Source organism: Bradyrhizobium genosp. SA-3 (assembly GCF_004212635.1).
In the GTDB taxonomy this organism is placed as follows: Bacteria; Pseudomonadota; Alphaproteobacteria; order Rhizobiales; family Xanthobacteraceae; genus Bradyrhizobium.
In genome coordinates this window covers 38,674-64,274 of record NZ_PSRT01000035.1, presented here as the reverse complement: position 1 = coordinate 64,274, position 25,601 = coordinate 38,674, and the positions used below count along the sequence as shown (strand labels likewise).

Annotated in this window: 27 protein-coding genes and 2 pseudogenes; 15 read left to right on the top strand and 14 right to left on the bottom strand. The window is 64.1% G+C overall.

Features of this window, described 5'->3' with window-relative positions; all coding sequences use genetic code 11:
* Window positions 1-162, bottom strand: a pseudogene (locus CWO91_RS45240) (leucyl aminopeptidase family protein); the annotation flags it as partial.
* 199 nt (window positions 163-361) lie between these two features.
* On the opposite strand from CWO91_RS45240, the gene CWO91_RS14620 reads away from it, so the two are divergent.
* Window positions 362-565 (top strand): hypothetical protein, encoded by a 204-nt coding sequence (locus CWO91_RS14620; protein WP_130214063.1) that lies wholly within the window; start codon window positions 362-364, stop codon window positions 563-565.
* Window positions 566-811: 246 nt separating this feature from the next.
* A complete protein-coding gene (locus tag CWO91_RS14615) occupies window positions 812-1,624 on the top strand; it encodes a tetratricopeptide repeat protein (protein WP_130214062.1) in 813 nt (270 codons plus the stop codon).
* Window positions 1,625-1,678: 54 nt separating this feature from the next.
* Here CWO91_RS14615 and CWO91_RS14610 read toward each other — a convergent pair whose 3' ends face one another.
* The 10 genes from CWO91_RS14610 to CWO91_RS14570 form a co-directional block, all read right to left on the bottom strand.
* Window positions 1,679-2,653, bottom strand: coding sequence for a type II secretion system F family protein (locus CWO91_RS14610; protein ID WP_091881228.1), 975 nt, complete (start codon window positions 2,651-2,653; stop codon window positions 1,679-1,681).
* Window positions 2,654-2,662: 9 nt separating this feature from the next.
* The gene (locus tag CWO91_RS14605; protein ID WP_130214061.1) at window positions 2,663-3,640 is read right to left on the bottom strand and encodes a type II secretion system F family protein; all 978 of its coding nucleotides are present in this window, start codon (window positions 3,638-3,640) and stop codon (window positions 2,663-2,665) included.
* Window positions 3,641-3,653: 13 nt separating this feature from the next.
* Complete coding sequence (locus CWO91_RS14600) at window positions 3,654-5,123, bottom strand: CpaF family protein (RefSeq protein WP_130214060.1); 1,470 nt, start codon at window positions 5,121-5,123, stop codon at window positions 3,654-3,656.
* Between the two features lie 21 nt (window positions 5,124-5,144).
* On the bottom strand, window positions 5,145-6,413 hold the full coding sequence (locus tag CWO91_RS14595; protein WP_130214059.1) for an AAA family ATPase: 1,269 nt from the start codon (window positions 6,411-6,413) through the stop codon (window positions 5,145-5,147).
* Window positions 6,410-7,144, bottom strand: coding sequence for a CpaD family pilus assembly protein (locus tag CWO91_RS14590; RefSeq protein WP_130214058.1), 735 nt, complete (start codon window positions 7,142-7,144; stop codon window positions 6,410-6,412). The genes CWO91_RS14595 and CWO91_RS14590 overlap by 4 nt, the downstream gene beginning before the upstream one ends.
* Before the next feature lie 20 nt (window positions 7,145-7,164).
* Window positions 7,165-8,640 (bottom strand): type II and III secretion system protein family protein, encoded by a 1,476-nt coding sequence (locus CWO91_RS14585; RefSeq protein ID WP_165405459.1) that lies wholly within the window; start codon window positions 8,638-8,640, stop codon window positions 7,165-7,167.
* An 11-nt stretch (window positions 8,641-8,651) separates the two neighbouring features.
* A complete protein-coding gene (cpaB, locus tag CWO91_RS14580) occupies window positions 8,652-9,449 on the bottom strand; it encodes a Flp pilus assembly protein CpaB (protein WP_165405457.1) in 798 nt (265 codons plus the stop codon).
* A gap of 128 nt (window positions 9,450-9,577) precedes the next feature.
* A complete protein-coding gene (locus CWO91_RS14575; protein WP_128940034.1) occupies window positions 9,578-10,102 on the bottom strand; it encodes an A24 family peptidase in 525 nt (174 codons plus the stop codon).
* Window positions 10,103-10,222: 120 nt separating this feature from the next.
* Window positions 10,223-10,369, bottom strand: a complete 147-nt coding sequence (locus CWO91_RS42935) for a hypothetical protein (protein ID WP_165405456.1) — start codon at window positions 10,367-10,369, stop codon at window positions 10,223-10,225.
* A 71-nt stretch (window positions 10,370-10,440) separates the two neighbouring features.
* Window positions 10,441-10,605, bottom strand: a complete 165-nt coding sequence (locus CWO91_RS14570) for a Flp family type IVb pilin (protein ID WP_014498224.1) — start codon at window positions 10,603-10,605, stop codon at window positions 10,441-10,443.
* 266 nt (window positions 10,606-10,871) lie between these two features.
* Between CWO91_RS14570 and CWO91_RS14565 the strand changes: the two genes are divergently transcribed.
* Both CWO91_RS14565 and CWO91_RS14560 read left to right on the top strand, forming a co-directional pair.
* A complete protein-coding gene (locus tag CWO91_RS14565; RefSeq protein ID WP_130214055.1) occupies window positions 10,872-11,699 on the top strand; it encodes a sterol desaturase family protein in 828 nt (275 codons plus the stop codon).
* Window positions 11,700-11,958: 259 nt separating this feature from the next.
* Window positions 11,959-12,456: a pilus assembly protein N-terminal domain-containing protein gene (locus CWO91_RS14560; RefSeq protein WP_130214054.1), complete on the top strand. Its 498-nt coding sequence runs from the start codon at window positions 11,959-11,961 to the stop codon at window positions 12,454-12,456.
* A 152-nt stretch (window positions 12,457-12,608) separates the two neighbouring features.
* On the opposite strand, the gene CWO91_RS14555 is transcribed toward CWO91_RS14560, so the two are convergent.
* From CWO91_RS14555 to CWO91_RS14545, 3 genes are all read right to left on the bottom strand, one after another.
* Complete coding sequence (locus CWO91_RS14555; RefSeq protein WP_130214053.1) at window positions 12,609-12,821, bottom strand: cold-shock protein; 213 nt, start codon at window positions 12,819-12,821, stop codon at window positions 12,609-12,611.
* Between the two features lie 267 nt (window positions 12,822-13,088).
* A complete protein-coding gene (gene infA, locus CWO91_RS14550) occupies window positions 13,089-13,379 on the bottom strand; it encodes a translation initiation factor IF-1 (RefSeq protein ID WP_128936634.1) in 291 nt (96 codons plus the stop codon).
* 25 nt (window positions 13,380-13,404) lie between these two features.
* Window positions 13,405-14,928: a DEAD/DEAH box helicase gene (locus tag CWO91_RS14545; RefSeq protein WP_130214052.1), complete on the bottom strand. Its 1,524-nt coding sequence runs from the start codon at window positions 14,926-14,928 to the stop codon at window positions 13,405-13,407.
* Between the two features lie 479 nt (window positions 14,929-15,407).
* Here CWO91_RS14545 and urtA point away from each other — a divergent pair, with 479 nt between their 5' ends.
* From urtA to ureC, 11 genes and pseudogenes are all read left to right on the top strand, one after another.
* Entirely contained in the window at window positions 15,408-16,736 is a 1,329-nt protein-coding gene (gene urtA / locus CWO91_RS14540; protein ID WP_165405455.1) for an urea ABC transporter substrate-binding protein, read from the top strand.
* 84 nt (window positions 16,737-16,820) lie between these two features.
* Window positions 16,821-18,428, top strand: coding sequence for an urea ABC transporter permease subunit UrtB (gene urtB, locus CWO91_RS14535; protein WP_130214050.1), 1,608 nt, complete (start codon window positions 16,821-16,823; stop codon window positions 18,426-18,428).
* Window positions 18,425-19,594, top strand: coding sequence for an urea ABC transporter permease subunit UrtC (gene urtC, locus CWO91_RS14530; protein ID WP_130214049.1), 1,170 nt, complete (start codon window positions 18,425-18,427; stop codon window positions 19,592-19,594). Before urtB ends, urtC begins: the two co-directional genes overlap by 4 nt.
* A 4-nt stretch (window positions 19,595-19,598) precedes the next feature.
* Window positions 19,599-20,360: an urea ABC transporter ATP-binding protein UrtD gene (gene urtD / locus CWO91_RS14525; RefSeq protein WP_130214048.1), complete on the top strand. Its 762-nt coding sequence runs from the start codon at window positions 19,599-19,601 to the stop codon at window positions 20,358-20,360.
* A gap of 3 nt (window positions 20,361-20,363) precedes the next feature.
* Window positions 20,364-21,059, top strand: coding sequence for an urea ABC transporter ATP-binding subunit UrtE (urtE, locus tag CWO91_RS14520; RefSeq protein ID WP_128936628.1), 696 nt, complete (start codon window positions 20,364-20,366; stop codon window positions 21,057-21,059).
* Window positions 21,060-21,090: 31 nt separating this feature from the next.
* Window positions 21,091-21,921: an urease accessory protein UreD gene (locus tag CWO91_RS14515; RefSeq protein WP_130214047.1), complete on the top strand. Its 831-nt coding sequence runs from the start codon at window positions 21,091-21,093 to the stop codon at window positions 21,919-21,921.
* Between the two features lie 24 nt (window positions 21,922-21,945).
* The gene (locus CWO91_RS14510) at window positions 21,946-22,248 is read left to right on the top strand and encodes an urease subunit gamma (protein WP_027553946.1); all 303 of its coding nucleotides are present in this window, start codon (window positions 21,946-21,948) and stop codon (window positions 22,246-22,248) included.
* A gap of 131 nt (window positions 22,249-22,379) precedes the next feature.
* Window positions 22,380-22,685 carry an urease subunit beta gene (locus CWO91_RS14505; protein WP_129145009.1) on the top strand — a complete coding sequence of 102 codons (306 nt, stop codon included), beginning with the start codon at window positions 22,380-22,382 and terminating at the stop codon, window positions 22,683-22,685.
* Between the two features lie 92 nt (window positions 22,686-22,777).
* Window positions 22,778-23,218 (top strand): endonuclease domain-containing protein, encoded by a 441-nt coding sequence (locus CWO91_RS14500; protein ID WP_165405454.1) that lies wholly within the window; start codon window positions 22,778-22,780, stop codon window positions 23,216-23,218.
* Window positions 23,219-23,221: 3 nt separating this feature from the next.
* Window positions 23,222-23,764, top strand: a complete 543-nt coding sequence (locus CWO91_RS14495; protein WP_130214045.1) for an HD domain-containing protein — start codon at window positions 23,222-23,224, stop codon at window positions 23,762-23,764.
* A 59-nt stretch (window positions 23,765-23,823) separates the two neighbouring features.
* Window positions 23,824-25,475 (top strand): annotated as a pseudogene (ureC, locus tag CWO91_RS14490) (urease subunit alpha).
* Window positions 25,476-25,601 lie beyond the last annotated feature (126 nt).

The following is a 25,601-nucleotide window of genomic DNA, read 5'->3' as shown; positions in this document are numbered from 1 at the left end:
CGCCGGCAGCGCGAGATAGCCGCCGGGCTTGGCGGCAAAGGCGCTCGCGGTGGCGAACTGGCGTTGCGCCGGCGGCAGCGCCTCAGCGACCTGATCCCAGCTCGATTTGGTAACGAAGGTGATCGGGATGGCGGTAGGCGACGTCTCGAAGACAGAAGGCATTGGCGGGTCCGGATCGTCAGATCAAGCAGGTCGTAGGAACGGACGAGACTTCGCAGAGTTTCGCCGCCGCCGCAATCGGCTTTGCTGTCACCGGTCAGCGAGCCGCTACTCGCAGCAAGGGGGCCATGCTAGGTTCCGAGGACGGCCGCCCGGTGTGGAGATCGCCGGCGGCCGACGAAGCCTGCCGGGAGGAATTGCAATGGAATTTGTGTGGAGCGTGGTCACATTCATCGGCCAGGCCATCGAGGCGATCTTCGGCTACGTCGAGCACCATCATTGGATCTTCGCGTTCCTCGCCGGCGGTTACGTCTTCTATCTCCACGACCGCTCGGTCCACGCGCGGTTCGATGCGCTCGACAAGCGCGTCGACGAAATCCGCAAGCGGCTTGCCATTGAATATTAACCGGGCGCGAAGACGCCATCGGGAGGATGTCGAAGTCCAGCTTCAGGCGCGACGGAGAGTGCAATTGCTGTGGGACCTGAACGAACAGGCGAAGGTGCTCGGCCTCGATCTCGGGCTCGGCGGGAAGGTGCCGCCGCAAACGCCGGCGTGAGCGGTGCGACTTGTCCGGTGTTAACTGGCCGTTAGGGTTAACAGTCTATTGCTGGCGCGTTCGGCTCGATCAATCGGCTCGAGAGTCAAAGCGTCATGCGTCAACGGTTCAGTCTTGCCCGGCTTCTTGCGTCCACCTCGCTGATCGCGGCAGTGGCTATGGGCCTCGGCGGCTGCACGGGCATGTCGAAGCTCTCCGAGGTCACGGGCTCGGTCGGGCTGCGGGCGGAAGCCGCTCCCGCCGATCCCGCCCGCGCTGCCGAAGTCTACGGCGAGCGCTATCGTGCCAATCCCAAGGATGCCGACGCCGCGCTCGCCTATGGCCAGGCCTTGCGCGCCCATGGCCAGCGTGCCCAAGCCGTCGCCGTGCTGGAGCAGGCGACCATCGCCAATCCCGGCAACAAGCCGCTGCTCGCCCAGTACGGCCGTGCGCTCGCCGACAACGGCAATTTCCAGCAGGCCTTCGACGTGTTGTCGAAGGCGCATTCGCCCGACAATCCGGACTGGCATCTGCTCTCGGTGCAGGGGACTGCGCTCGATCAGATGGGCCGGCACGACGAGGCGCGCTCCTATTATGCGAGCGCCCTGAAGATCGCGCCGGGTGATCCTGGCGTCCTCTCCAATCTCGGTCTGTCCTACATGTTGACGAGGAACCTGCCCAAGGCCGAAGAGGCGCTGCGACAGGCTTACGCTTCGCCGCGCGCGAGCGCCCGGGTGCGGCAGAATCTCGCTCTGGTCGTCGGCCTCCAAGGACGCTTCGCCGAGGCCGAGACCATCGTCAAGGCGGACCTGCCGCCGGACCAGGCCGCAGCCAACGTCGCCTATCTCAAGGAAATGCTGAACCGCAACGACGCCCCGCGCGGCGCACCGAAGCGAACTCCGGTCGCCTCGCTCAGCCAGCCCGATTGAGCGGCCTGACCTTCAACTTGACGTCGCCGGCGGACCGCGCGCCGGTCTCTCGCGTCAGTGCAGCTCGGTGATCTTGATGCCCGTCGGTCCGAGAATGACGACGAACAGCACTGGCAGGAAGAACAGGATCATCGGCACCGTCAATTTCGGCGGTAGCGCAGCGGCCTTCTTCTCGGCCTCATTCATGCGCATGTCGCGGTTTTCCTGTGCCATGACGCGCAGGGAATGCCCAAGCGGCGTACCGTAACGCTCCGCCTGCTGAAGCGCGAGACAGACCGACTTGACGCCTTCGAGCCCGGTGCGCCGAGCCAGGTTTTCATAGGCCATCTTCCGGTCCTGCAGGTAGGACAGCTCGGCCGTGGTCAGTGCGAACTCCTCCGACAGCGCAATCGACTGCCCGACGATCTCGGTGGAGACCTTCCGGAACGCCATTTCGACCGACATGCCGGATTCGATGCAGATCAGCAGCAGGTCGAGCGCGTCGGGAAAGGCGCGCTTGATCGAGAGCTGGCGCTTGGAGATCGCGTTCTTGAGAAACAGCATCGGCGCCTGCAGGCCGAGATAGGCCGCGCCAACGCAGATGCCGATCTTGATCGGCATCGCCTGCTTCATGTGCGCGATCAAGAAGACGTAGACGGCGGCACCGACGAACAGCCCGATCGGAGCGACCATGCGGGCAAACAAGAAGGTGATGTAGGGGGCTTGGCCGCGGTAGCCCGCCATGATGAGTTTGTCGCGGGCGGCTTCCTGCGCGAGCCATTTGGTGAGATTGAAGTCCTCGACCACCTTGGAGACGAGCTGCTTCGGCGTCTGGCGCAGCGAGACCTTCTCGTTCTTGTTGAGTCGCTCGCGCTCGCGCTGCCGGAGGCGTTCACGCTCGCTCGCCACCGCCTTCATGCGCTTGGAGAGTCCCTCGCCGGCAAACAGCGGCATCACCAGCGTATAGACGGTTGCGCTGGCGGCAATGGCCGCCAGCAGCATGGTCATGAAGCGGACATCATGTAGCTTCGAAACGAGAAACTCGACCATACGGCACCGTCAGAAATCGAAGTTGATCATCTTCTTCATCACCATGACGCCGATCGACATCCAGACGACGCAGCCGACCAGCATCAGCTGGCCGGTCGGGTGGGTCCAAAGCAGCGAGATGTAGTGCGGCGTCGTGAGATAGACGAGGAACATCACGATCGGCGGCAGCGAGCCGATGATGCCGGCCGAGGCCTTGGCCTCCATCGACATCGCCTGAATCTTTTCCTTCATCTTCTTGCGGTCGCGCAGCACCTTGGAGAGGTTGCCGAGCGCTTCGGAGAGGTTGCCGCCCGACTTCTGCTGGATCGAGATCACGATGCCGAAGAAATTCGCCTCTGGGAGCGGCATGCGGTCATACAGCCGCGAGCAGGCCTCGCCGAGCGGCATGCCGATCGCCTGCGTTTCGATGATCTGGAGGAATTCGCTGCGCAGCGGCTCCGGTGAATCGGCGGCGACGACCTTGATCGACTCGAACAGCGGCAGGCCAGCCTTGATTCCGCGGACGATCACGTCGACCGCATCGGGCAGCGCCGCCAGGAACTTGGTCTCGCGACGCTTCTTGAGGAAGCCCAGCGCCCAGCGCGGCAGGCCGAAGCCCCCGGCAAAGCCGAGGCCGGCGGCGCCGAGCAGGCCGCCTCCGACGAACAGAGCAGCCGCGAACAGCACGCCCGCCACGACGGCGGACACGACCCAGAATTTCTGCGGGGTCCAGTCGAGCCCCGCCTGCGAGAGGCGGACGCTGAGCGGAACGCTCTTCTCCTGCTGACGCCGCGCCTCGAGATCCTTGAGCGAAGTCTCGACCTGCTCACGGCGCGATCGTTGGCTCTTCTCGGTCTGCTTGGCTGCGGGCGTGTCGGCACGCGCGATCGAAGCGCGGCGGTTTTCGGCCTTTCGCTCCCCTGACAGGAGTGGATAGAGGAAGACCCAGGCGATGCCGCCGACGGCGGCCGTGGCGAGAAAGGCGAGGGCGAGGACCTGCATGTTCATGATGCTGACCTGCTCACGTTGTCGGCGCCAATTCCGCGGCGTCGAGCGCGGCGGCAAGGCGCTTCTCTTCGCCGTAATAGCGGGCGCGTTCCCAGAATCTCGGGCGGCCGATGCCGGTCGAGCGGTGCCGGCCGATGATCTTGCCGTTGGCGTCTTCGCCGACCAGGTCGTAGAGGAAGATGTCCTGGGTGATGATGGTGTCGCCTTCCATGCCCATCACTTCGGTGATGTGGGTGATGCGGCGCGAGCCGTCGCGCAGGCGCGCGGCCTGGACGATGACGTCGATGGATGCGCAGATCATCTCGCGAATGGTGCGCGAGGGCAGAGAGAACCCGCCCATGGTGATCATGGATTCGCAGCGCGACAGCGCCTCGCGCGGATTGTTGGCATGCAGCGTTCCCATCGAGCCGTCATGGCCGGTGTTCATGGCCTGAAGCAGGTCGAATGCCTCGGGTCCTCGGACTTCGCCGACGATGATGCGTTCGGGGCGCATACGGAGGCAGTTGCGCACCAGCTCGCGCATGGTGACCTGGCCTTCGCCTTCGATGTTGGGCGGGCGGGTTTCGAGCCGGACCACATGAGGCTGCTGGAGCTGGAGCTCGGCCGCGTCCTCGCAGGTGATAACGCGTTCGTCGTGCTCGATGTAGTTGGTCAGACAGTTGAGCAGCGTCGTCTTGCCCGAGCCGGTGCCGCCGGAGATCAGCACGTTGCAGCGGACCCGGCCGATGATCTGGAGGATCTCGGCGCCTTCCGGCGAGATCGCGCCGAACTTGACGAGCTGATCGAGCGTCAGCTTGTCCTTCTTGAATTTGCGGATGGTGAGGGCGGGGCCGTCGATCGCGAGCGGCGGCACAATGGCATTGACACGGGAGCCGTCGGCGAGGCGCGCGTCGCAGATCGGCGAGGATTCGTCGACGCGCCGGCCGACCTGGCTGACGATGCGCTGACAGATATTGAGGAGCTGCTGGTTGTCGCGAAAGCGGATTCCGGTGCGCTGGATCTTGCCCCCGACCTCGATGAAGACGGTGCCGGCCCCGTTCACCATGATGTCGGCGATGTCGTCGCGCGCGAGCAGGGGCTCCAGCGGACCGTAGCCGAGCACGTCGTTGCAGATATCGTCGAGCAATTCCTCCTGCTCGGCGATCGACATCACGATGTTCTTGATCGCGATGATCTCGTTGACGATGTCGCGAATTTCCTCGCGGGCGGACTCCGAATCGAGCTTGGCGAGCTGGGCGAGGTCGATGGCCTCGATCAGCGCACCGAAGATGGTCGCCTTGACCTCGTAATAATTGTCCGAGCGCCGGCTCTCCATGGCGGGAGGCGGCGGGGCCTTGGCCGGGGCAAGCGATGGCGATGCGACGGCCGGCGGGAGCGGGGCGCGCGACACCGTCGCCGCCGGAGCCTGGGAAGGCTCGGGCAACACGGCGCCGGGCTTGGGAGCCCGAAAGTCGGTGTCTGTTCCGCTACGCTTACCGAACACTTAACAACTCCATGCGGCGGCTTATTTTCCCCGCAACTTCTCAATCAGGGGTGAAAACAAGGACGACTTTTGTTTCTTCGTCTCGCTGCGGCCGGTCAGGCGCTGGGCGATCTGAAGGAACATCTCGATCGACTTGTGATTGGCCGAGATCTCCGCGATCATCTGGCCATTGTTGGCCGCCGAGCCGAAGATCTGCGGCTCGAACGGGATCGACGCGACCGGCTGGCTCTCGATCGCCTTGGCGAATTCCGTGGCGGCGATTTCGGGCCGTTTCGGGACACCGACCTGATTCAGGCAATAGAGCGGCGGCCGGTCGTTGGGGCGGGAGGCCTTCAACAGGTCGAACAGGTTCTTTGTATTGCGCAAATTGGCGAGATCGGGCGCGGCCACGATCAGGATGTCGTCGGCTCCGATCAAGGCGCGCTTGGTCCAGCCCGACCATTGGTGCGGGATGTCGAGCACGATGCAGGGCATGGTGGAACGCAGCGTGTCGAACACGGCATCGAAGGCGTCGGAGCCGAAGTCATAGACCTGGTCGAGCGTCGCGGGCGCTGCCAGCAGGCTGAGATGATCGGTGCATTTCGACAGCAGGCGGTCGATGAAGGCCGTGTCGACGCGATCGGGTGAGAACACGGCGTCGGCAATGCCCTGTGGCGGGTCCTGGTTGTAGTCCAGCCCGGCGGTGCCGAAGGCGAGGTCGAGGTCGGCGACGACCGCATCCATCGCAAGGTCGCGCGCGATCGCCCAGGCGACGTTGTGGGAGATGGTGGAAGCACCGACGCCGCCCTTGGCGCCGACCACGGCGATGATGCGGCCGACCGCCTTGGCTTCGGGCGCCGAGAACAGGTTGCAGATCGAGCGCACGACGTCGATTGCGCCGACCGGCGCGAGCACGTAGTCGCTGACACCGCGGCGCACCAGCTCGCGGTAGAGCATGACGTCATTGATGCGGCCGATCACGACCACGCGGGTGCCGGCGTCGCAGACGGTGGCGAGCTGATCGAGCCCGCCCAGGAGGTCGCTGCGACCGTCGCTTTCGAGCACGATCACGTTCGGTGTCGGGGCCGAGCGATAGGCTTCGATCGCCGCCGCCATGCCGCCCATCTGGATCTTCAGATGGGCCTTGCCGAGACGGCGATCCTCGCCGGCCGATTGCACCGCGGCAGCGGTCTCCACGGTCTCGCAGAACGCCTGCACCGAGACACGCGGCGAGGGCGCAATATGCTCCTCGACCGGCGGTGGCGGGGTTTCCGGCGGCTCTTCTTGAGGCTGGCGAGCGTAGCTGATCATTTGCCGGTGTCGCTGAGTTTGGCCTTGTCGGCTTCGGGATGGGTGGTCGCCGTCGTCGTTCCCTTGCGATACTTCTCGAAGGCCGTGGTGCGACGCGCTATATAGGGCGGTGTTTCAGCCCTCGGTTGCTCAAGGTCCGACGGATTGTCGACCATCGCCGCGAGGTTGCGCTGATAGGCGCAGCCGTAATTGTAATAGTCCTTGTTCTCGAACCAGCCCTTGTTCTTCATCGAGGGGCCGATGTCGTCCGGCCACAGGCCGCAGGGGCCCGCGACCGCGGCGATCTTGGAGTAAGTGAGTCGGATCGGCGGCAGGAAGCGCCTGTCTTCCGGCTGATAGGGGCGAACGTTGACGCCGCGCGGCGGAACGCCTGCCGCCGCCAGCATCGCCTGGATCTCTCGCATGGTGTCCGCGACCGGTCGCGCGTTGGGCGTGCCGGATGGGACGTCGATCCGGATGGCGCCGGTGCCCTCGTGCAGCCAGGCCGAGGCGACACCCATCACGTCGGCGCGCTGGGCGGCGGTCAAGCCGCCGCGGGCGTGGCCGACGAAGACGACGATCGAGCGGTTCTGCTCTTCGATCGCGATCGGATGGCGCTGCTTGTAATCGTCGGGAATGGAGGCGGTGACCGCTTCGTCGTGCTGGCAGCCGCCAAGGGCGAGCGCCATGCCGACGAGCGCGCCACTGAGGCGGATGGCGCGTTTGCGAAGCTGGGGTGGTCTAGTGATCATCGTGAAGTCCCCGTTCCGCTTCAGTCGGTGATGAAGCCGTAGGTGCCGCGGTAATTCCTGGCCGGTTCGGTCCGGCCGGGCACGCCGTAGATGCGGTTGATGTTGCCGAGCAACTCGGCCTGCGGATCGGCAGGGGCGGCGAAGCCGTCATCCGGCCGCGACAGATCCTTTTGCGCGACCGCGCGAACGACATAGGGCGTCACGATCACGACCAGTTCGGTTGCGTTGTTGACGAAGTCGCGGCTGCGGAACAGCGTGCCGAGGACCGGGAGCTGCATCAGCCCCGGCAATCCGCTGACCGCCTGCTTGGTCTGCTGCTGGATCAGGCCGGCCATCGCCATCGCGCCGCCGGAGGGAATCTCCAGCGAGGTCTCGGCGCGGCGGGTCCTGATCGAGGGCACCGTCAGCGAGTTCACCGACGTCGAGGTCACGGCCTGGGACAGCGTGATCGCATTTTCGTTCGACAGCTCCGAGACCTCGGTCATGACGCGCAGGCTGATCTTGCCTTCGCTCAGAACCACCGGGGTGAAGTTGAGCGAGATGCCGAACTTCTTGAAGCTGATCTGGGTGGTACAAACATGCGTGGTCGGGTCGCAGGCATAGCCTGCCGGCACCGGGAATTCACCGCCGGCAATGAAGGTCGCCGACTCGCCGGAGATCGCGGTCAGGTTCGGCTCGGCCAGCGTACGGATCACGCCCGCGGTCTCCATCGCGCGCAGGGTGGCCTGCACGGACGGCGTCGCGCCGAACTTCGTGGTCAGGTTGTTGCCGTCGACGAGGTTCTTGCCGAGAGCCGTGAACGGATTTGAGTTCGAGAAGCTCACCACAGAGGTGCCGTAGTTCAGGTTCGCGGAGAGGTCGATGCCGAGCTGCTTGACGATGTTGCGCTGGACTTCCGCCACCGTCACCTTCAGCATGACCTGGTCGCGGCCGCGGACCACGATCGAGTTCACCACCTTGTCGGCGCTGCCGGCGAGCCGCGCGGCGAGATCGTTGGCCTGCTGCGCTTCCAACGGGTTCGCCGCCGTGCCGGTCAGGACGATGCCGTCGCCGAGGCCGTCGATCTGGATGTCGGAGTTGGGCAGGATCTGCTTCAGCGCGGCCCGCACGCCGTTGAGGTCGCGCTTGACCGCGATGTCATAGGCCGCAATCTGCTGGCCGGCGGAATCGAAGAACACGATGTTGGTCTGGCCGACGGTGGCGCCGATGATGTAGGCGCGCTGCGCCGAACGGACCACCGCATTGGCGATCTTGGGATCGGCGACCAGCACGTCCTTGATGTCGCGCGGCAGGTCGATCACGACAGACTTGCCGATGCCGAGCGAGAGGAAACGCGCGTTCATCTGGCCGTCGGCCGCGACCGGCGCCACGGGACGGTAGTCGGCGGCGACCACCGGGCTGAGGGCCGGGTTGAGCGTCAGCGCGAGGGCGGCCGAAAACGACAGGGCGCGAACCAGTGAGGTTCGCATCGTCGCCAGATTTGCCCTGCAATTCATATCGACTGCCTTCATCTTGCTTTCGCCGTCTGACCTGGAATGCCGTAGCGAATGATCGAAACGCCGTCGCGCTTCTGTGCGGATTCGTCGAGCGTGATCTCGCTCATCTTGACGTCGGCTATGCTGCGCAACGCCAGCGACAGCGTTCCGGCCTGGCGGGCCGACGAAAGCGCCTGGGTCTGCGCGGGATTGAGCTCCAAGGTCACGGTCTTGCCGACCACCGTGTTCTGGCCGTCCTTCTCCTTCGGCGCCTGGTCGATGGCCAGCACGCGGACGTTGGTCAGGATGATCTCGGAGGTGACGATGTCCGGAGCACCGTTGCTCTGGTCCGGATTCTTGAGGCGGCGCGTGAGGATCACATCGACGCGGTCGTTGGGCAGGATGAAGCCGCCTGCGCCGGTCTCCGGCGAGATCTCGGTCGAGATCGCCCGCATGCCGCTCGGCAGGATGGCCGCCATGAAGCCGGAGCCCTCGGCCTTGACCAGCTTCTGGTCGCGGATCGGCTCACCCTGAATGAAAGGAGCGCGCGCGATCGAGCCGGTCACCTGGGTCACGCCCTCGGGACGCTCGTTGCGGCGGATGAAAGTGGCGCTGGCGGTCGCGGCTGGCCAGGTCTGCCATTGCACGTCTTCCGGCTTCACGGTCTGGCCGAGACCGATGTCGTTCTTGGCGACCAGGACGTCGACGGTCGGAAGCTGTGCGACCGGAGCCGGAGGCGGCGCAGAATTGTCCGTGCCGCTCGCCAGGTACGCGGCGACGCCGCCGGCGCAGATGGCGACCGTCAGGACGACAATGCGTGCCCTATTCATACGCTTCACTTTCCAACAAAACGCCGCGACGCTGCCGCCGCCGTGATCGGCAGTTGACCAGCTATTCGTCAAGGCATGGTTAATGAGGCGTATCTAAATCGCCTTAACGCCGGGTTTACCCGGTGCATTCAGCGCAGCGCGAGGTGAGCGAGATCGATCGCCTTCACCCATTCGGTCTCCGGGTAGACCATCAGCGCGCTCAGTGCGAGCGCGATGCCGTAGGGAATGCCGCTCTCCTTGGCGTGCAGCCGTGCGAGCCAGGCCTGGCCCGCCAGTCCGTAGGGCAGCGGCCATTGCCGGAACTGAAGCAGGAGCAGCGTCAGCGCCCCGCCGAACAGCGAGGCGTAGAGCAGGAAGTTCATCAGATGTGCAAAGCCGAACCAGAGTGCGACGGAGGCCGCAACCTTGGCATCGCCGCCGCCGACCCAGCCCATCGCAAAGCAGGTGAAGGCCACGACCAGCAGAAGTGCGCCGGCGCCGACATGGCTCAACATCTCATAAGGCGCCATGCCACCGGCGAGAGCGAGGGCGAAGAAGCCGGCGACCAATGCCAGCGACACGCGGTTCGAGATCGTCATCGTGAAAAGGTCGCTCGCGGCGGCGAACGCCATGAGAGCCGGGAAGAGCAGAAGGCGCGCAAGGTCGAGGATCATGGGACTGCGTCTTGAGGCCTGATTGTGTCGCCGAAGCTGGCGGCGCGGATGCTAGCCGGCAGTGCTAAACAAACCGACAACGGCAGCCGGGTGGCGAGGCTGGCCCCGCCGCGAGCGTGCTCACCAGAGGCTGGCAATGCGCACGGCAAGCACGATCGTCGCAAGCAGCAGCGCAAGGCAGACCCAATAGGCCGGCGAGCCGGTCTGCGCCGCCTCCGCTTCGTTCGCCGCGACCGCGGCATCGGTTCTGTACTCGCGCAACGCCACTGGAACTTGCCGTCTTCAGAAAAACAAAGGCCCCGGAGGTCCGGGGCTTTTGCGAATCGCTCGTCGGGTGCTTACTTCAGCGACGAGCTGATCGAGCCGAACTTGGTGTTCAGCGAGCTGCCGAGATTGTTGACGACCGTGATGATGGCCAGCGCGATGCCGGCGGCGATCAGACCGTACTCGATGGCGGTGGCGCCGGATTCGTCCTTCGCGAAACGCGCAATAAGGTTCTTCATGAACAAAACTCCGTCTGGGTGGGATCGCCTCGTTCGGCGCTGTCTTTGACGCGACGAAGATGAGAGCCGAGCTCTTTCGGTAGCGTTAATTCAATCGCGCAAATCCGCTTGTCGCGCGATGCTTTTGGCCAGAGTGAATTTCGTCTTAAGGCGGCCGTTGAATTGCCCCGGTTCCGAATGCAGCGCACGCGCCGTCCGGCTTCACCCTCCCTTAAATTTAGCGGAGTAGGCCTAGGCAGGACCAGCAATTCGGAAGTGAGGCGACGATGTCGAGCCTGCCCATGCAAGTCGCCCTGATGCTCGGCGAGACCATCGCGAAGGTGGTCCCCGTCACCCTGGTGCTCGCGGCAGTCTTCACCGTGCTCGAGCATTTCTGGGCCTGCAATCCCGGTGCGCCGTGGTGGCGCAAGCGCGAGATCCTCACCGACATCTGCTACTGGTTCTTCGTTCCGGTGTTCGCGCGCACCATGCGGATCGGACTGCTGATCGTCGGCGCCGGCGTCGTCTTCAACATCCACGATGCCGACGAGCTCATCGCCTTCTACGACAATGGCCATGGCCCGCTGTCACAGCTGCCGCTGTGGGTGCAGGCCGTGCTGTTTCTGGTGCTGTCCGATTTCATGCTGTACTGGCTGCACCGGCTTTTCCATGACGGCGGGTTCTGGAAGTACCACGCAGTCCATCATTCGTCGGAGGAGATCGGCTGGATTTCCGCGGCGCGCTTCCATCCCGTCAATCTCATGCTCGGGACGATCAGCGTCGACGTCGTGCTGCTGATGGCCGGTATCTCCCCGAATGTCATGATCTGGGTCGGCCCGTTCACCACCTTCCATTCGGCCTTCGTGCACGCCAATCTGAACTGGACCTTCGGAGCGTTCAGATACGTGCTGGCGACGCCGGTGTTCCACCGTTGGCACCACACTTCGCTCGAAGAGGGCGGCGACACCAATTTTGCCGGAACGTTCCCGATCTGGGACGTGCTGTTCGGCACCTTCCGTATGCCGGAGGGCAGGCTGCCGCAGGATTACGGCAAGGACGAAGCGACCATGCCGAAGGAAATCGGCGGCCAGCTCGCCTATCCGTTCCGCCGGTAGGGCATGATCCGGAAAAGTGTGCAGCGGTTTTCCGAAAAGATCATGCTCAAACAATAACCTAAAGCGCGATGACGATTCGTCTCATCGAGCTTTAGGGCGGCGTCAACGCCTCCGAGGGCCACAAAGCGCCGGTCCCTTCAAACAATAGTCGGCGAGTTTGCGGAACGTTCACGAATTAAGGGCAGGTTAGCCGGGTCGGGCACCGGCTCCGCTGTATCTGATCGTTTCTGCCGGTTTGTGACGTCCCGGGGGTAAGTGTATGCGTAAAGAGTTGCTGCGCCGTCAGGCGCGCGTCTGCCTTCTGGTTGCGGCTGCGATGCTGGCATCGTCTGGTGCCGGCCTTGCCGAGCCCACCGCCGACACCATTGCCGTCAATGTCGACCAGGCCAAGCTGGTCCGGCTCCCCGGCAAGGTCGCGACCATCGTGGTCGGCAATCCCCTGATCGCGGACGTCACGCTGCAGCCCGGCGGCATGATCGTCGTGACCGGGAAGGGTTATGGTGCCACCAATTTCATCGCGCTCGACCGGGGCGGCGAGATCCTGGTCGACCGGCAGATCCAGGTCGAAGGTCCGAGCGACCGGCTCGTCACCGTCTATCGCGGGATCGAGCGCGAGTCCTACAGCTGCATGCCGCTTTGCCAGCGTCGCTTGACGCTCGGCGACAGCGACGCCTACTTCAACCACACGATGACCCAGGCAGGTTCGCTGAGCAACAGTGCCAGCGGGGCTGCCGGCGGGGCCGCCAAGACCAACTAGCAGGACCGGATTGGAGCTCTGCCCGGGCAGGAGATCCGTGCCGCGTACGGAGGAGTCTTCGAACATGAAAAAGGCCGTGCGTTGCGCACGGCCTTTTTGATTCCTTGGCTCGCCTGAGCCGGCCCGGGTCAATATCCGGGGGCCCGGCAGGCTCAGCCCGCGGCGCGGAGGTTGTCCGCTGCCGACTTGCCGGAGCGGCGGTCGGCCACGACCTCATAGGAGACCTTCTGACCTTCCTGCAGCGAGCCGAGGCCCGCGCGCTCGACGGCGCTGATGTGAACGAACACGTCCTTGCCGCCGTCGTCGGGCTGGATGAAGCCATAACCCTTGGTCGCGTTAAACCACTTCACGGTTCCCATGCTCACTGGGGTAGTCCCTTCTAGATAACACAATGTAAGAGCCTGCTCGCGCAGGCAGGTTAGATCGAATTTTTGGAAGGGTCGTCAGCGTGTCTGACCGGCTGTACCGGTGGATGCTAATGTCGTCCGGCCGAAAATCGATTAATTTATTTTATTGGAAATAGGGCCTCAAAACAATCCTGACGCGCACGATTTTTTGATCCGCCGTGATGCCCACGGCGGATCAGCATGCAGATCAGAATTTTACTTCCGCGCTCGCGCGCCAGCAGGCGACTAACGGCGGCGGAACTGGCCGCCGCGCTGCGCCCCACCCCGCGGCGGGCCGCCGGGCGTCGAGGGACGTTCGTCCTTGTGACGGAAAATCAGTCGGCCCTTCTCGAGGTCGTAGGGCGACATCTCCACCGTCACGCGGTCGCCCGCGAGCGTCTTGATGCGGTTCTTCTTCATCTTGCCGGCGGTGTAGGCAACGATCTCGTGTCCGGCGTCGAGCTGCACGCGGTAGCGGGCGTCGGGGAGGATTTCGGTGACCAGTCCTTCGAACTGGATCAGCTCTTCCTTGGCCATGTGGTTGTCTCCAGGTCGTGGACGACTAGTGCGAATGAGGATTGCGATTCGGTCGGCCGTTGGGACGACTCTCGCGACGCAAAAAGGCAACGCCTTGTATTCCATCAGGCTTGCCGGCGCTATGCGCGGGACGCTGTTCCGACCGATCGGTTGGTGAAGAATTCATCTTACCACCGGAATGGCGGCGGCGGCGAGACCCCTTCGACGTGTTGTGGCCCTCACCGGACCTGCCATCAACAGGCCTGCCCTCGACGTGCCGTCCTTCGCCATGTCGTCCATCCGCATGTCTCGCGCCGTGCGGGCGCTGGCCGGGACGGCCTGGCCGGCCCGAGCGATGCTGCCCAGCAGCAGGTGCCTGGGCGGCCTCGCGGCCGGCGTCGGTGCGGTGATCCTCCCGTGGCAGCGCCACGCGGATCAGGCGCTCGATGTCGCGGAGATAGCTGAGCTCCTCGCCGCCGGCGACCAGCGAGATCGCGGTGCCGTCGGCGCCGGCGCGCGCGGTGCGGCCGATGCGGTGGACATAGGTCTCGGGCACGTTGGGCAGATCGAAATTGATGACGTGGCTGATGCCGTCGACGTCGATGCCGCGGGCGGCGATGTCGGTGGCGACCAGGGTGCGGATCTCGCCCGAGCGGAACTGGGCGAGCGTGCGCTCGCGATGGTTCTGCGACTTGTTGCCGTGGATGGCGTTGGCGGCGATGCCCGCCTTGGCCAGCGTCTTCACCACCTTGTCGGCGCCGTGCTTGGTGCGGGTGAAGACCAGTGCGCGGTTGATCGGCTCGTCCTTCAGCAGCTTGGTGAGGAAGGCGGGCTTGGCCGAGAAATCGACCTGGAGGATGCGCTGGTTGATCCGCTCGGCGGTGGAGGAGACCGGGGTCACCGCGACGCGGGCGGGATCACGCAGCATGGCGTCGGCGAGCTCGGCGATGTCCTTCGGCATGGTGGCCGAGAAGAACAGCGTCTGCCGCTTGATCGGCAGCTTGGCGACGATTTTGCGGATGTCGTTGATGAAGCCCATGTCGAGCATGCGGTCGGCCTCGTCGAGCACGAGGAACTCGACGCTCGAGAGCTTCAGTCCGTTGCTCTGGACGAGATCGAGCAGGCGGCCCGGGGTGGCGACCAGAACCTCGACGCCGGGCATCAGCGAGCGGACCTGCCGGCCCATCGGCACGCCGCCGATGGCGAGTGTCGAGGACAGGCGGATGTGGCGGCCATAGGCGTTGAAGCTGTCGAGGATCTGGCCGGACAGCTCGCGGGTGGGCGACAGCACCAGGACGCGGGCCGTCTTGGGCTGCGGCTTGATGCGGTTCTCGAGCAGGCGATGCAGGATCGGCAGCGCGAAGGACGCGGTCTTGCCGGTGCCGGTCTGGGCGATGCCGACGACGTCGCGGCCGGTCAGCGCCAGCGGGATGGTCTGGGCCTGGATCGGGGTGGGGGTGACGTAATTCTCTTCACGAAGAGCGCGCGCGATGGGTTCGGCGAGGCCGAAATCCTGAAACGAAGTCAAAAGAGGGGTTCTTTCCATGTCAAAAGCGGGCGCCCGGCGCATTCGGCGCGGCGCGCGCATAGGGTGTCGAGAAGACACCTGCGTGTTTGGGGTGTCGGATGGGCTTGGGAGATATGGGGCAAGCCAAAGCCCCGTAGGGGCTTAAGAACACGCAGCTCGCAACGACGGCTTGATTCGCAAGCAGTCTCGGTCGTTCATATGGAACATCGTAGGGGCGCTTTCAAGGCAAGCTCGCCTCAAACGGCGGTTGCGGTGCAGAAATAGTTATGCCGGAAATTTAGCCAGAATTGGCAATTTGCATAAAAAGTAGACTGCCTGCCGCTTTCGCATACATTTCCGTTGCCCAGGGTTTAGGCGGACAGAGTGCGGCTAAACTTGGAATTCTGGCTGTTTTATAAGTAAATACAATGACTTGAGAGGTGTTCAGTCCATGGCATGGTTCTTGCGAATCCGTTAATCGCAGGCGGCCGTGGGGCCGTTTCGCAGCGTTTTCACGTCTGCGTCAGGGAGATGATACACTCATGCTTAGCAAATCCACTCACGATATAGCGGCGTCATTTAGCCGCCGCGGCGTCCTCGCCGCGACCGCCGGACTGATGCTCGGTCTGGCTTCATTGACCGGCGCCAAGGCCGCGGATGACACCATCAAGGTCGGCGTGCTTCACTCCCTTTCCGGCACCATGGCCATCAGCGAGACCACGCTGAAGGACACCATCCTCTTCCTGATTGACGAGCAGAACAAGAAGGGCGGCGTGCTCGGCAAGAAGCTGGAAGCCGTCGTCGTCGATCCCGCTTCGAACTGGCCGCTGTTTGCCGAGAAGGCGCGCGAGCTGATCACCAAGGACAAGGTCTCGGTCGTGTTCGGCTGCTGGACCTCGGTGTCGCGCAAGTCGGTGCTCCCGGTCTTCAAGGAGCTGAACAACATCCTGTTCTACCCAGTGCAGTACGAGGGCGAGGAGAGCGAGCGCAACGTGTTCTACACGGGTGCTGCGCCGAACCAGCAGGCGATTCCCGCCGTCGACTATCTGATGAAGGAAGAGAAGGTGAAGCGCTGGGTGCTCGCGGGCACCGACTACGTCTATCCGCGCACCACCAACAAGATCCTGGAAGCCTATTTGAAGTCCAAGGGTGTCGCCCAGGAAGACATCATGATCAACTACACGCCGTTCGGTCACTCCGACTGGCAGACGATCGTGGCCGACATCAAGAAGTTCGGCTCGGCCGGCAAGAAGACCGCGGTGGTCTCGACCATCAACGGCGACGCCAACGTTCCCTTCTACAAGGAGCTCGGCAACCAGGGCATCAAGGCGAAGGACATTCCGGTGGTCGCGTTCTCGGTGGGTGAGGAAGAGCTCGCCGGCATCGACACCAAGCCGCTGGTCGGCCATCTCGCCGCCTGGAACTACTTCGAATCGATCAAGACCAAGGATGGATCGAACGAGAAGTTCATCAAGGACTGGCAGACCTACACCAAGAATCCGAAGCGCGTGACCAACGACCCGATGGAGGCGCACGTGATCGGCTTCAACATGTGGGTGAAGGCCGTGGAGAAGGTGAAGTCGACCGATCCGGACAAGGTGATCGACGCGCTTCCCGGCATCGAGGCGCCGAACCTGACCGGCGGCGTGTCGAAGATGCTGCCGAACCACCACATCACCAAGCCGGTGTTCATCGGCGAGATCAAGGGCAATGGCCAGTTCGACGTGGTCTGGAAGACCCCGGGCCTCGTTGCTGGCGATGCCTGGTCGAAGGAGCTGGACGGCTCCAAGGACCTGATCGGCGACTGGGTCGGCAAGAAGTGCGGCAACTTCAACACCAAGACCAACAAGTGCCTCGGTTCGGGCTCCTGATCCCGACCTGACGCTCCACCACACGATCGGAGAGGGCGGCGATCCCGCCGCCTTCTCCAACCATTTCTGCCGGGGTCATTCACAGTGCCAGCCCATTTGTCTGCCCGTCTCTGCTCGCTTGCGCTCTCGCTGTTTCTGATCGCGTTCGCGCTGCCGGCCTTCGCCGGTCCGTTCGAGGATGCGGTCGCCAAGTTCGCCAATGACGATTTTTCCGACACGGAGGAGGCGATCGGCGCGGTCGCGAGCAGCGGCAATCCGCTGGCATTCCCGATCATCAGCGCGCTGCAGGACGGCCGCCTCATGGCCGACCTCGACAGCAAGAAGGTTTACGTCACCGGCGCCGACGGCAAGTCGATCGACGCAGCAACCGGCCAGTCCGTGGCCAGCGTTCCCGACAGCGCGAGCGCGGTTCGCCTCAACAACCGCCTGCGCCGCAGCGTGGACGCCGCGCTCGGCAGCCTGACGCTTCAGTCGCCGGATCTGTCGACGCGCCTCCAGGCTGCGCAGTCGGTCTTCAAGTCGCATGAGGAAGCCGCGCTCGACGCGGTCGAGGCCGCACTGGCCAAGGAAGGCAACAGATCCGTCAAGACCGCGCTCGGCGAAGCCCGCGCGGCCATCCTGCTGTTCAAGTCGGACGCGACCGAAGTCGAGAAGCTGGAGGCCGTCGCCACCCTCAAGGCGCGCGGCGACCAGGAGGCGCTGGCGCTGCTCACCGGCATGGGCGACCAGCCGGCCTCGGTGAGCAAGGCTGCCGCGAGCGCGATCGGCTCGATCCAGAACTCGCTTGCGGTCTGGTCGATGGTGCAGAATGCCTGGTATGGCCTCTCGCTCGGCTCGGTGCTGCTGCTCGCCGCGATCGGGCTCGCCATCACCTTCGGCGTGATGGGCGTGATCAACATGGCCCATGGCGAGATGGTGATGATCGGAGCCTATACCACCTTCGTGGTGCAGGAGGTGATCCGCACCCGCTATCCCGGCCTGTTCGACTATTCGCTCTTGATCGCGGTGCCGCTTGCCTTCCTCGTCGCCGGTGCCATCGGCGTCCTGATCGAGCGCAGCATCATCCGCTTCCTCTACGGCCGTCCGCTGGAGACGCTGCTGGCGACCTGGGGCCTGTCGCTGGTGTTGCAACAGGCGGTGCGCACCATGTTCGGCCCGACCAACCGCGAGGTCGGCAACCCCTCCTGGATGAGCGGCGCCTTCGAGCTCGGCCAGATCACCATCACCTATAACCGGCTCTGGATCCTCTGCTTCACGCTGGCCGTGTTCGCGATCCTGCTCGCGATGCTGCGCTATACCGCACTCGGCCTCGAGATGCGCGCGGTGACGCAAAATCGCCGCATGGCGGCTTCGATGGGCATCGCCACCTCGCGTGTCGATGCGCTCACTTTCGGGCTCGGCTCGGGCATTGCCGGCATCGCCGGCGTGGCGCTGTCGCAGATCGACAATGTCAGCCCCAATCTCGGCCAGAGCTACATCATCGACAGCTTCATGGTCGTGGTGTTCGGCGGGGTCGGCAATCTCTGGGGCACACTGGTCGGCGCTTTCACACTCGGCATCGCCAACAAGTTCCTGGAGCCGGTCGCGGGTGCCGTGCTCGGCAAGATCGCCATCCTGGTTCTCATCATCCTGTTCATTCAAAAGCGGCCGCGCGGCCTGTTCGCGCTCAAGGGCCGTGCGGTGGAAGCATGACTCCTCACATGCTGACGCGATCGCTGGACCGCAGCGCGACGATCTTCCTTGCCGTCGTCGCAGCCTGCGGCATCCTCATCCCGCTCTCCAACCTGCTGCTGCCCGCGGGCTCGTTCCTGCAGGTGCCGACCTATCTCGTCGCGCTCTGGGGTAAATATGTCTGCTACGCCATCCTCGCGCTCGCGATCGACCTGATCTGGGGCTATTGCGGCATCCTCTCGCTCGGCCACGGCGCCTTCTTCGCGCTCGGCGGCTACGCCATGGGCATGTACCTGATGCGGCAGATCGGCACCCGCGGCGTCTACGGCAACCCGATCCTTCCCGACTTCATGGTGTTCCTGAACTGGCAGAAGCTGCCCTGGTACTGGTACGGCTTCGACATGTTCTGGTTTGCGGCCCTGATGGTGCTGGTCGTGCCGGGCCTGCTCGCGTTTTGCTTCGGCTGGCTCGCCTTCCGCTCCCGCGTCACCGGCGTGTACCTGTCGATCATCACGCAGGCGATGACCTATGCGCTGCTGCTCGCCTTCTTCCGCAACGATTTCGGCTTCGGCGGCAACAACGGCCTGACCGACTTCAAGGACATCCTCGGCTTCAACGTCCAGGCCGAAGGCACGCGTGCCGCATTGTTCGCGCTGAGCTGCCTGGCGCTGATTGCCGGCTTCCTGATCTGCCGCGCCATTGTCTCGTCCAAGCTCGGCAAGGTGCTGATCGCGGTGCGGGACGCAGAATCGCGCACGCGCTTCCTCGGCTATCGCGTCGAATCCTACAAGCTGTTCGTGTTCACGGTGTCGGCCTGCATGGCCGGCGTCGCCGGCGCGCTCTACGTGCCACAGGTCGGCATCATCAATCCCTCAGAATTCGCACCGGGCAATTCGATCGAGGCGGTGATCTGGGTCGCGGTCGGCGGCCGCGGCACGCTGGTCGGCGCCGCACTCGGCGCCGTCGTCGTCAACTACGCCAAGACCTTCTTTACCTCCGGCGTGCTGGCGCCCTACTGGCTGTTCATGCTGGGCGCGCTGTTCATCCTGGTGACGCTGCTGCTGCCCAAGGGCATCGTCGGCACCTTCAATGCCTGGTGGGACTCCTCGAGCGAAAAGCGCACCGCTGCGGCCATTGCGAGCGCTGCGGCCGAAGACGGCGTCACCGAACCCAAGCTGGCGGAGTAGCGCGATGAACGTCATGGACAGCCGCGCGACATCCGCAATGCTCTATCTCGACGGCGTGCACGTCTCTTTCGACGGCTTCCACGCCATCAACAACCTGTCGCTGACGCTCGAGCCCGGCGAGATGCGCGCCATCATCGGTCCGAACGGCGCCGGCAAGACCACGATGATGGACATCATCACCGGCAAGACCAAGCCCGACGAGGGCACCGTGCTGTTCGACGGCGTCACCGATCTGACGCGGCTCGACGAGACCCGCATCGCCGAGCTCGGCATCGGCCGCAAGTTCCAGAAGCCGACCGTGTTCGAGAGCCAGACCGTGCAGGACAACCTCCTGCTGGCGCTCAATGTGGACCACTCGGTCCGCGGCACGCTGTTCTGGCGCGGCAGCAGGGCCGAGTCCGAGCGCATCGACAAGGTGCTGGAGACGATCCGTCTCTCCGAGGCCCGCAACCGCCTTGCCGGCAGCCTCAGCCACGGCCAGAAGCAGTGGCTCGAGATCGGCATGCTGCTGGCGCAGGATCCGAAGCTGCTCCTCGTCGACGAGCCGGTCGCAGGGATGACCGATGTCGAGACGCATCTCACCGCCGAGCTGCTGAAAGAGATCAACAAGACCCACACCGTGATGGTGGTCGAGCACGACATGACCTTCGTGCGCGAGCTCAGGGTCAAGGTCACCTGCCTGCACGAAGGCACCGTGCTGGCGGAAGGCACCATCGACCAGGTCTCGTCGAACGAGCGGGTCATCGAAGTCTATCTGGGACGCTGAGCGATGCTTGAGGTCAAGGACATCAACCTGTTCTACGGCGCTGCCCAAGCGCTGCGCGGCGTCTCGATCTCGGCCGAGCCGGGCAAGGTCACCTGCGTGCTCGGGCGCAACGGCGTCGGCAAGACCTCGCTCTTGCGCGCCATGGTCGGGCAATATCCGATCTCGTCGGGTGCGATCGTGCTCGACGGCAGCGACATCACGGGTCTGAAGCCCTATGAGCGCGCGCGCAAAGGCATCGGTTTCGTACCGCAGGGCCGCGAGATCTTTCCGCTGCTCACGGTCGAGGAGAACCTCAAGACCGGCTTCGGCCCGCTCAGGCGCGAGGACAAGCACATTCCGGACGACGTATTCTCGCTCTTCCCGGTGCTGCAATCCATGCTCGGCCGGCGCGGTGGCGACCTCTCCGGCGGCCAGCAGCAGCAGCTCGCGATCGGGCGCGCGCTGGTGATGCGGCCAAAGCTGCTGCTGCTCGACGAGCCGACCGAGGGGATCCAGCCCTCGATCATCAAGGACATCGGCCGCGCCATCTCCTACCTGCGCAACCTCGGCAACATCGCGATCGTGCTGGTCGAACAATATCTCGACTTTGCCTGCGAACTCGGCGACAGTTTCGCGGTGATGGATCGCGGCGCGGTGAAGTTCACCTGCGACCGCTCCAATCTCGACGCGAGCGAAATCAGCCGCCAGATGGCGCTGTAAGCCATTCTGCCGCGACCGGCTGGGGAGGCGGATGCGCAGCGACGTTTCAGTCACATCAACGGTTTTCGAGGCCAACCGCGCCCGCGGCGCGGTGCGCTTCGACGTCCATGCACGCGATGGCGTGACACGGCGCGGGACCTTGCATGAGTCCGGCTCCCTGCGCGTTCGCTTTCCCTCGCCGGAAGGCGAGGGGCTCTCCGGCGTGTTCGTCAACACGGCCGGTGGTGTCGCCGGCGGCGATCGCTTCGACATTGACATCACAGCCGCTGACGCTGCGCGGCTGACGCTGACGACGGCGGCCGCAGAAAAGGTCTATCGTGCGCAGGGCAATGCGGCCGAGCTCAATATCGCGCTGAGGGTCGGCGCAGGTGCGCATCTGTCCTGGCTGCCCCAGGAAACGATCCTGTTTGACCGCGCCCGTGTCCATCGCCGTTTCGACATCGCGCTCGATGAGGCGGCTTCGCTCCTGCTTTGCGAAATCGTGGTGTTCGGCCGCACCGCCATGGGCGAGCGGATGGAGCAGGGCGAGTTCGTCGATCGCTGGCGGCTCTCTCGGGGCGGCAGGCTGGTGTTCGCCGAGACCGTCAGGCTGCATGGTCATATCGGTGAAAAACTGGCGCGATCCGCCGTGGCCAAGAGTGGCGCCGCGATCGGCACGGCCCTGATCGTGCCTGGCGACGAGGCGTTGGTCGAGCGCATTCGCGAGGCCTCGGAATCGTTCGCCGGCGAGGTCGGGATATCCGCCTGGAATGGCTTTGCAATGGCGCGGTTCTGTGCCCAAGATGCGGCGCGTTTGCGCGCCGACATGATGGCCGTGCTGGCGCGCACCGGCGCCGTGCTGCCGCGGCTCTGGCTGAATTGACGTGTTGAACGGAAGAGATGTCGCATGAATCTGTCTCCCCGCGAAAAGGACAAGCTTCTGATCTCGATGGCGGCCATCGTGGCCCGCCGTCGGCTGGACCGCGGCGTCAAGCTCAACCATCCCGAGGCGGTCGCGATCATCTCCGACTTCATCCTCGAAGGCGCCCGCGACGGCCGCACCGTCGCCGAGCTGATGCAATCCGGCGCGCAGGTGCTGACCCGCGACCAGGTGATGCCGGGCATTCCCGAGATGATCCACGACATCCAGGTCGAGGCGACCTTTCCGGACGGCACCAAGCTCGTCACCGTGCACGAGCCGATCAGGTGAGGCGCGACACCGTATCAACACCGTCATGCCCGGGCTTGTCCCGGGCATCCACGATCTTCGAACCAAGTGGCACCGCGTGGATGGCCGGGACAAGCCCGGCCATGGCGCAGCGGAGCAAGACGAGGTAGCACATGATCCCCGGCGAACTCTTCATCCAGGACGGCGAGATCGAGCTCAATGCCGGCCGCAAGACCGTGACGCTGACGGTCGCCAACACCGGCGACCGCCCGATCCAGGTCGGCTCGCACTACCATTTCTTCGAGACCAACCCGGCGCTGAAGTTTGACCGCAAGAAGTCCCGCGGCATGCGCCTCGACATCGCCGCCGGGACCGCCGTCCGCTTCGAGCCCGGCCAGACCCGTGAGGTCCAGCTCGTCGCCATGGCCGGGAAGAAGACCATTTATGGCTTCCGCGGCGACGTGATGGGGAAGCTGTGATTTAAGCCGAGGCGAGTGCCGTGATCTACAGTGAGGTGAGCACGCCGGTCGGGCTCCCTCCCCCCTTGCGGGGGAGGGTTGGGGAGGGGGGTATGCCACACGACGAGGTCCCTCAGTTTCTAAGAATTCGTGCCAAACAGTTGCGGCGCTCGATGACACGCGCCGAGACGCTCCTATGGCGCCATCTCAAAGCACATCGCCTTGCCCGTCTGGGCTTCCGTCGCCAAGCGCCCATGGGCGACTACATCGCGGATTTCGTCGCGCATTCATGCAAGATCATCGTCGAGGTCGATGGTGAAAGCCACGACTTCGAGGAAAGACTTCGCAAGGACCAAGCGCGCGACCAATGGTTTGCATCCCGCGGCTACCAGGTTCTGCGTTTTACCAACGACGATGTACTGAACAATTTGGAGGGAGTGGCCCTCGCCATCCTTCAAGCAGCGGAGCCCGGAGCACCCCCCTCCCTAACCCTCCCCCGCAAGGGGGGAGGGAACGGAGAGAGAGGTGCGCCCAACGGTGTCGAGGAGGCTTGACGCGTGCTGTCGCCAATCCGCCTCGTTTCTGAAGCTGCAGATTTCGCCGCGCACCGTCACACTGGTATCTCGCGCAAGGCGCGAGCTAACGAGCCATATCTCAATCACCTGGCCGAAGTCGCCAACATGCTCGCGATCGTGACGGATGGATCCGATGCGGAGCTGGTCGCGGCTGGCTGGCTGCACGATACGCTTGAGGACACCAGAACAACCCGCGATGAACTAGAAGAAGAATTTGGTGCACGTGTCGCTGCGCTCGTCGCCGAGGTCACCGACGATATGTCGCTTCCAAAATCTCAGCGCCGACAGAAGCAGATTGAGGACGCTCCGCACAAATCCCCAGATGCGAAGCTCATCAAGATCGCGGACAAGATAAGCAATATTCTCGCGCGTATTCATCCAAACCCGAGCTCGGACAAGCGCGAGGAAGAACTCATCGACTACGTCCATTGGGCCGAGAAGGTTGTCGCGGGTTGCCGTGGCGGCAACGCGACTCTCGACCGGATGTTCGACGACACCGTCAAGCTTGCAAGGAGTTCACTGTGAGCACGAAAATCAAACGTTCCGTCTATGCCGACATGTTCGGCCCGACCACCGGCGACAAGGTGCGGCTGGCCGACACCGACCTCATTATCGAGGTGGAGAAGGATTTTACCACGTACGGCGAGGAGGTGAAGTTCGGCGGCGGCAAGGTGATCCGCGACGCATGGGGCAGTCGCAGGTCACCAACAAGCAGGGCGCGGCCGACACCGTCATCACCAATGCGCTGATCGTCGACCATTGGGGCATCGTGAAAGCCGACGTCGCGATCAAGGACGGCATGATCTCCGCGATTGGCAAGGCCGGCAATCCCGATATCCAGCCGGGCGTCACCATCGTCATCGGCCCGGGCACAGATGTTATCGCAGGCGAAGGCAAGATCCTCACCGCCGGCGGCTTCGACAGCCACATCCATTTCATCTGCCCGCAGCAGATCGAGCACGCGCTGATGAGCGGCGTCACCTCGATGCTGGGTGGCGGCACCGGTCCCTCGCACGGCACCTTCGCCACCACCTGCACGCCGGGGCCGTGGCACATCGCGCGGATGATCCAGTCGTTCGATGCTTTTCCGGTCAATCTCGGCATCTCCGGCAAGGGCAACGCCTCGCGTCCCGCCGCGCTGGTCGAGATGATCCGAGCCGGCGCCTGCGCGCTGAAGCTGCACGAGGATTGGGGCACGACGCCGGCTGCGATCGACAATTGCCTGTCGGTCGCCGACGATCACGACATCCAGGTGATGATCCACACCGACACGCTGAACGAATCCGGTTTCGTCGAGGATACGATCAAGGCATTCAAGGGCCGCACCATCCATGCCTTTCACACCGAAGGCGCCGGCGGTGGTCACGCGCCTGACATCATCAAAGTCGCCGGCCTGAAGAACGTGCTGCCATCCTCGACCAATCCGACGCGGCCGTTCACGCGCAACACCATCGATGAGCATCTGGACATGCTGATGGTGTGCCACCACCTCGATCCCTCGATCGCCGAAGACCTGGCCTTCGCGGAAAGCCGCATCCGGAAAGAGACCATCGCCGCCGAGGACATTCTGCACGATCTCGGCGCGCTCTCGATGATGTCCTCGGACTCGCAGGCCATGGGCCGCCTCGGCGAGGTCATCATCCGGACCTGGCAGACCGCCGACAAGATGAAGAAGCAGCGCGGGTCGCTGCCGCAGGATAAGGGCAAGGACAACGATAATTTCCGCGTCAAGCGCTACATCGCCAAATACACCATCAATCCCGCCATCGCCCACGGCGTGTCGAAACTGATCGGCTCGGTCGAAAAGGGCAAGCTCGCCGATCTCGTGCTGTGGTCGCCGGCCTTCTTCGGCGTCAAGCCGGACTGCATCGTCAAGGGCGGCAGCATCGTCGCAGCGCCCATGGGCGATCCCAACGCCTCGATCCCGACCCCGCAGCCGGTGCACTACCAGCCGATGTTCGGCGCCTTCGGCAAGGCGCGCACGGCGTCCTCGGTGGTGTTCACCTCGAAGGCCGCGGTCACCGGCGGTCTGGCGCGAAAGCTCGGCATCGACAAGAAGCTCTATGCAGTCCAGAACACCCGCGGCAAGATCTCCAAGAAGAGCATGATCCACAACGACGCCACGCCCGATATCGAGGTCGATCCGGAGACCTATGAGGTCCGCGCCGACGGCGAGCTGCTGACTTGCGCCCCCGCCGAGGTGCTGCCCATGGCGCAGCGATATTTTATGTACTGAAATAGCGTCTCAACGCATGTCCCCGGATCCAGTCCGGAGACGGCTTTTCCGGTGTTGCGTTCGATCCGGCCTGGTCTAATGTCCCGCCCGGTATCGTACCCTCAGAAGAAAAGCCGGGAGGATTTC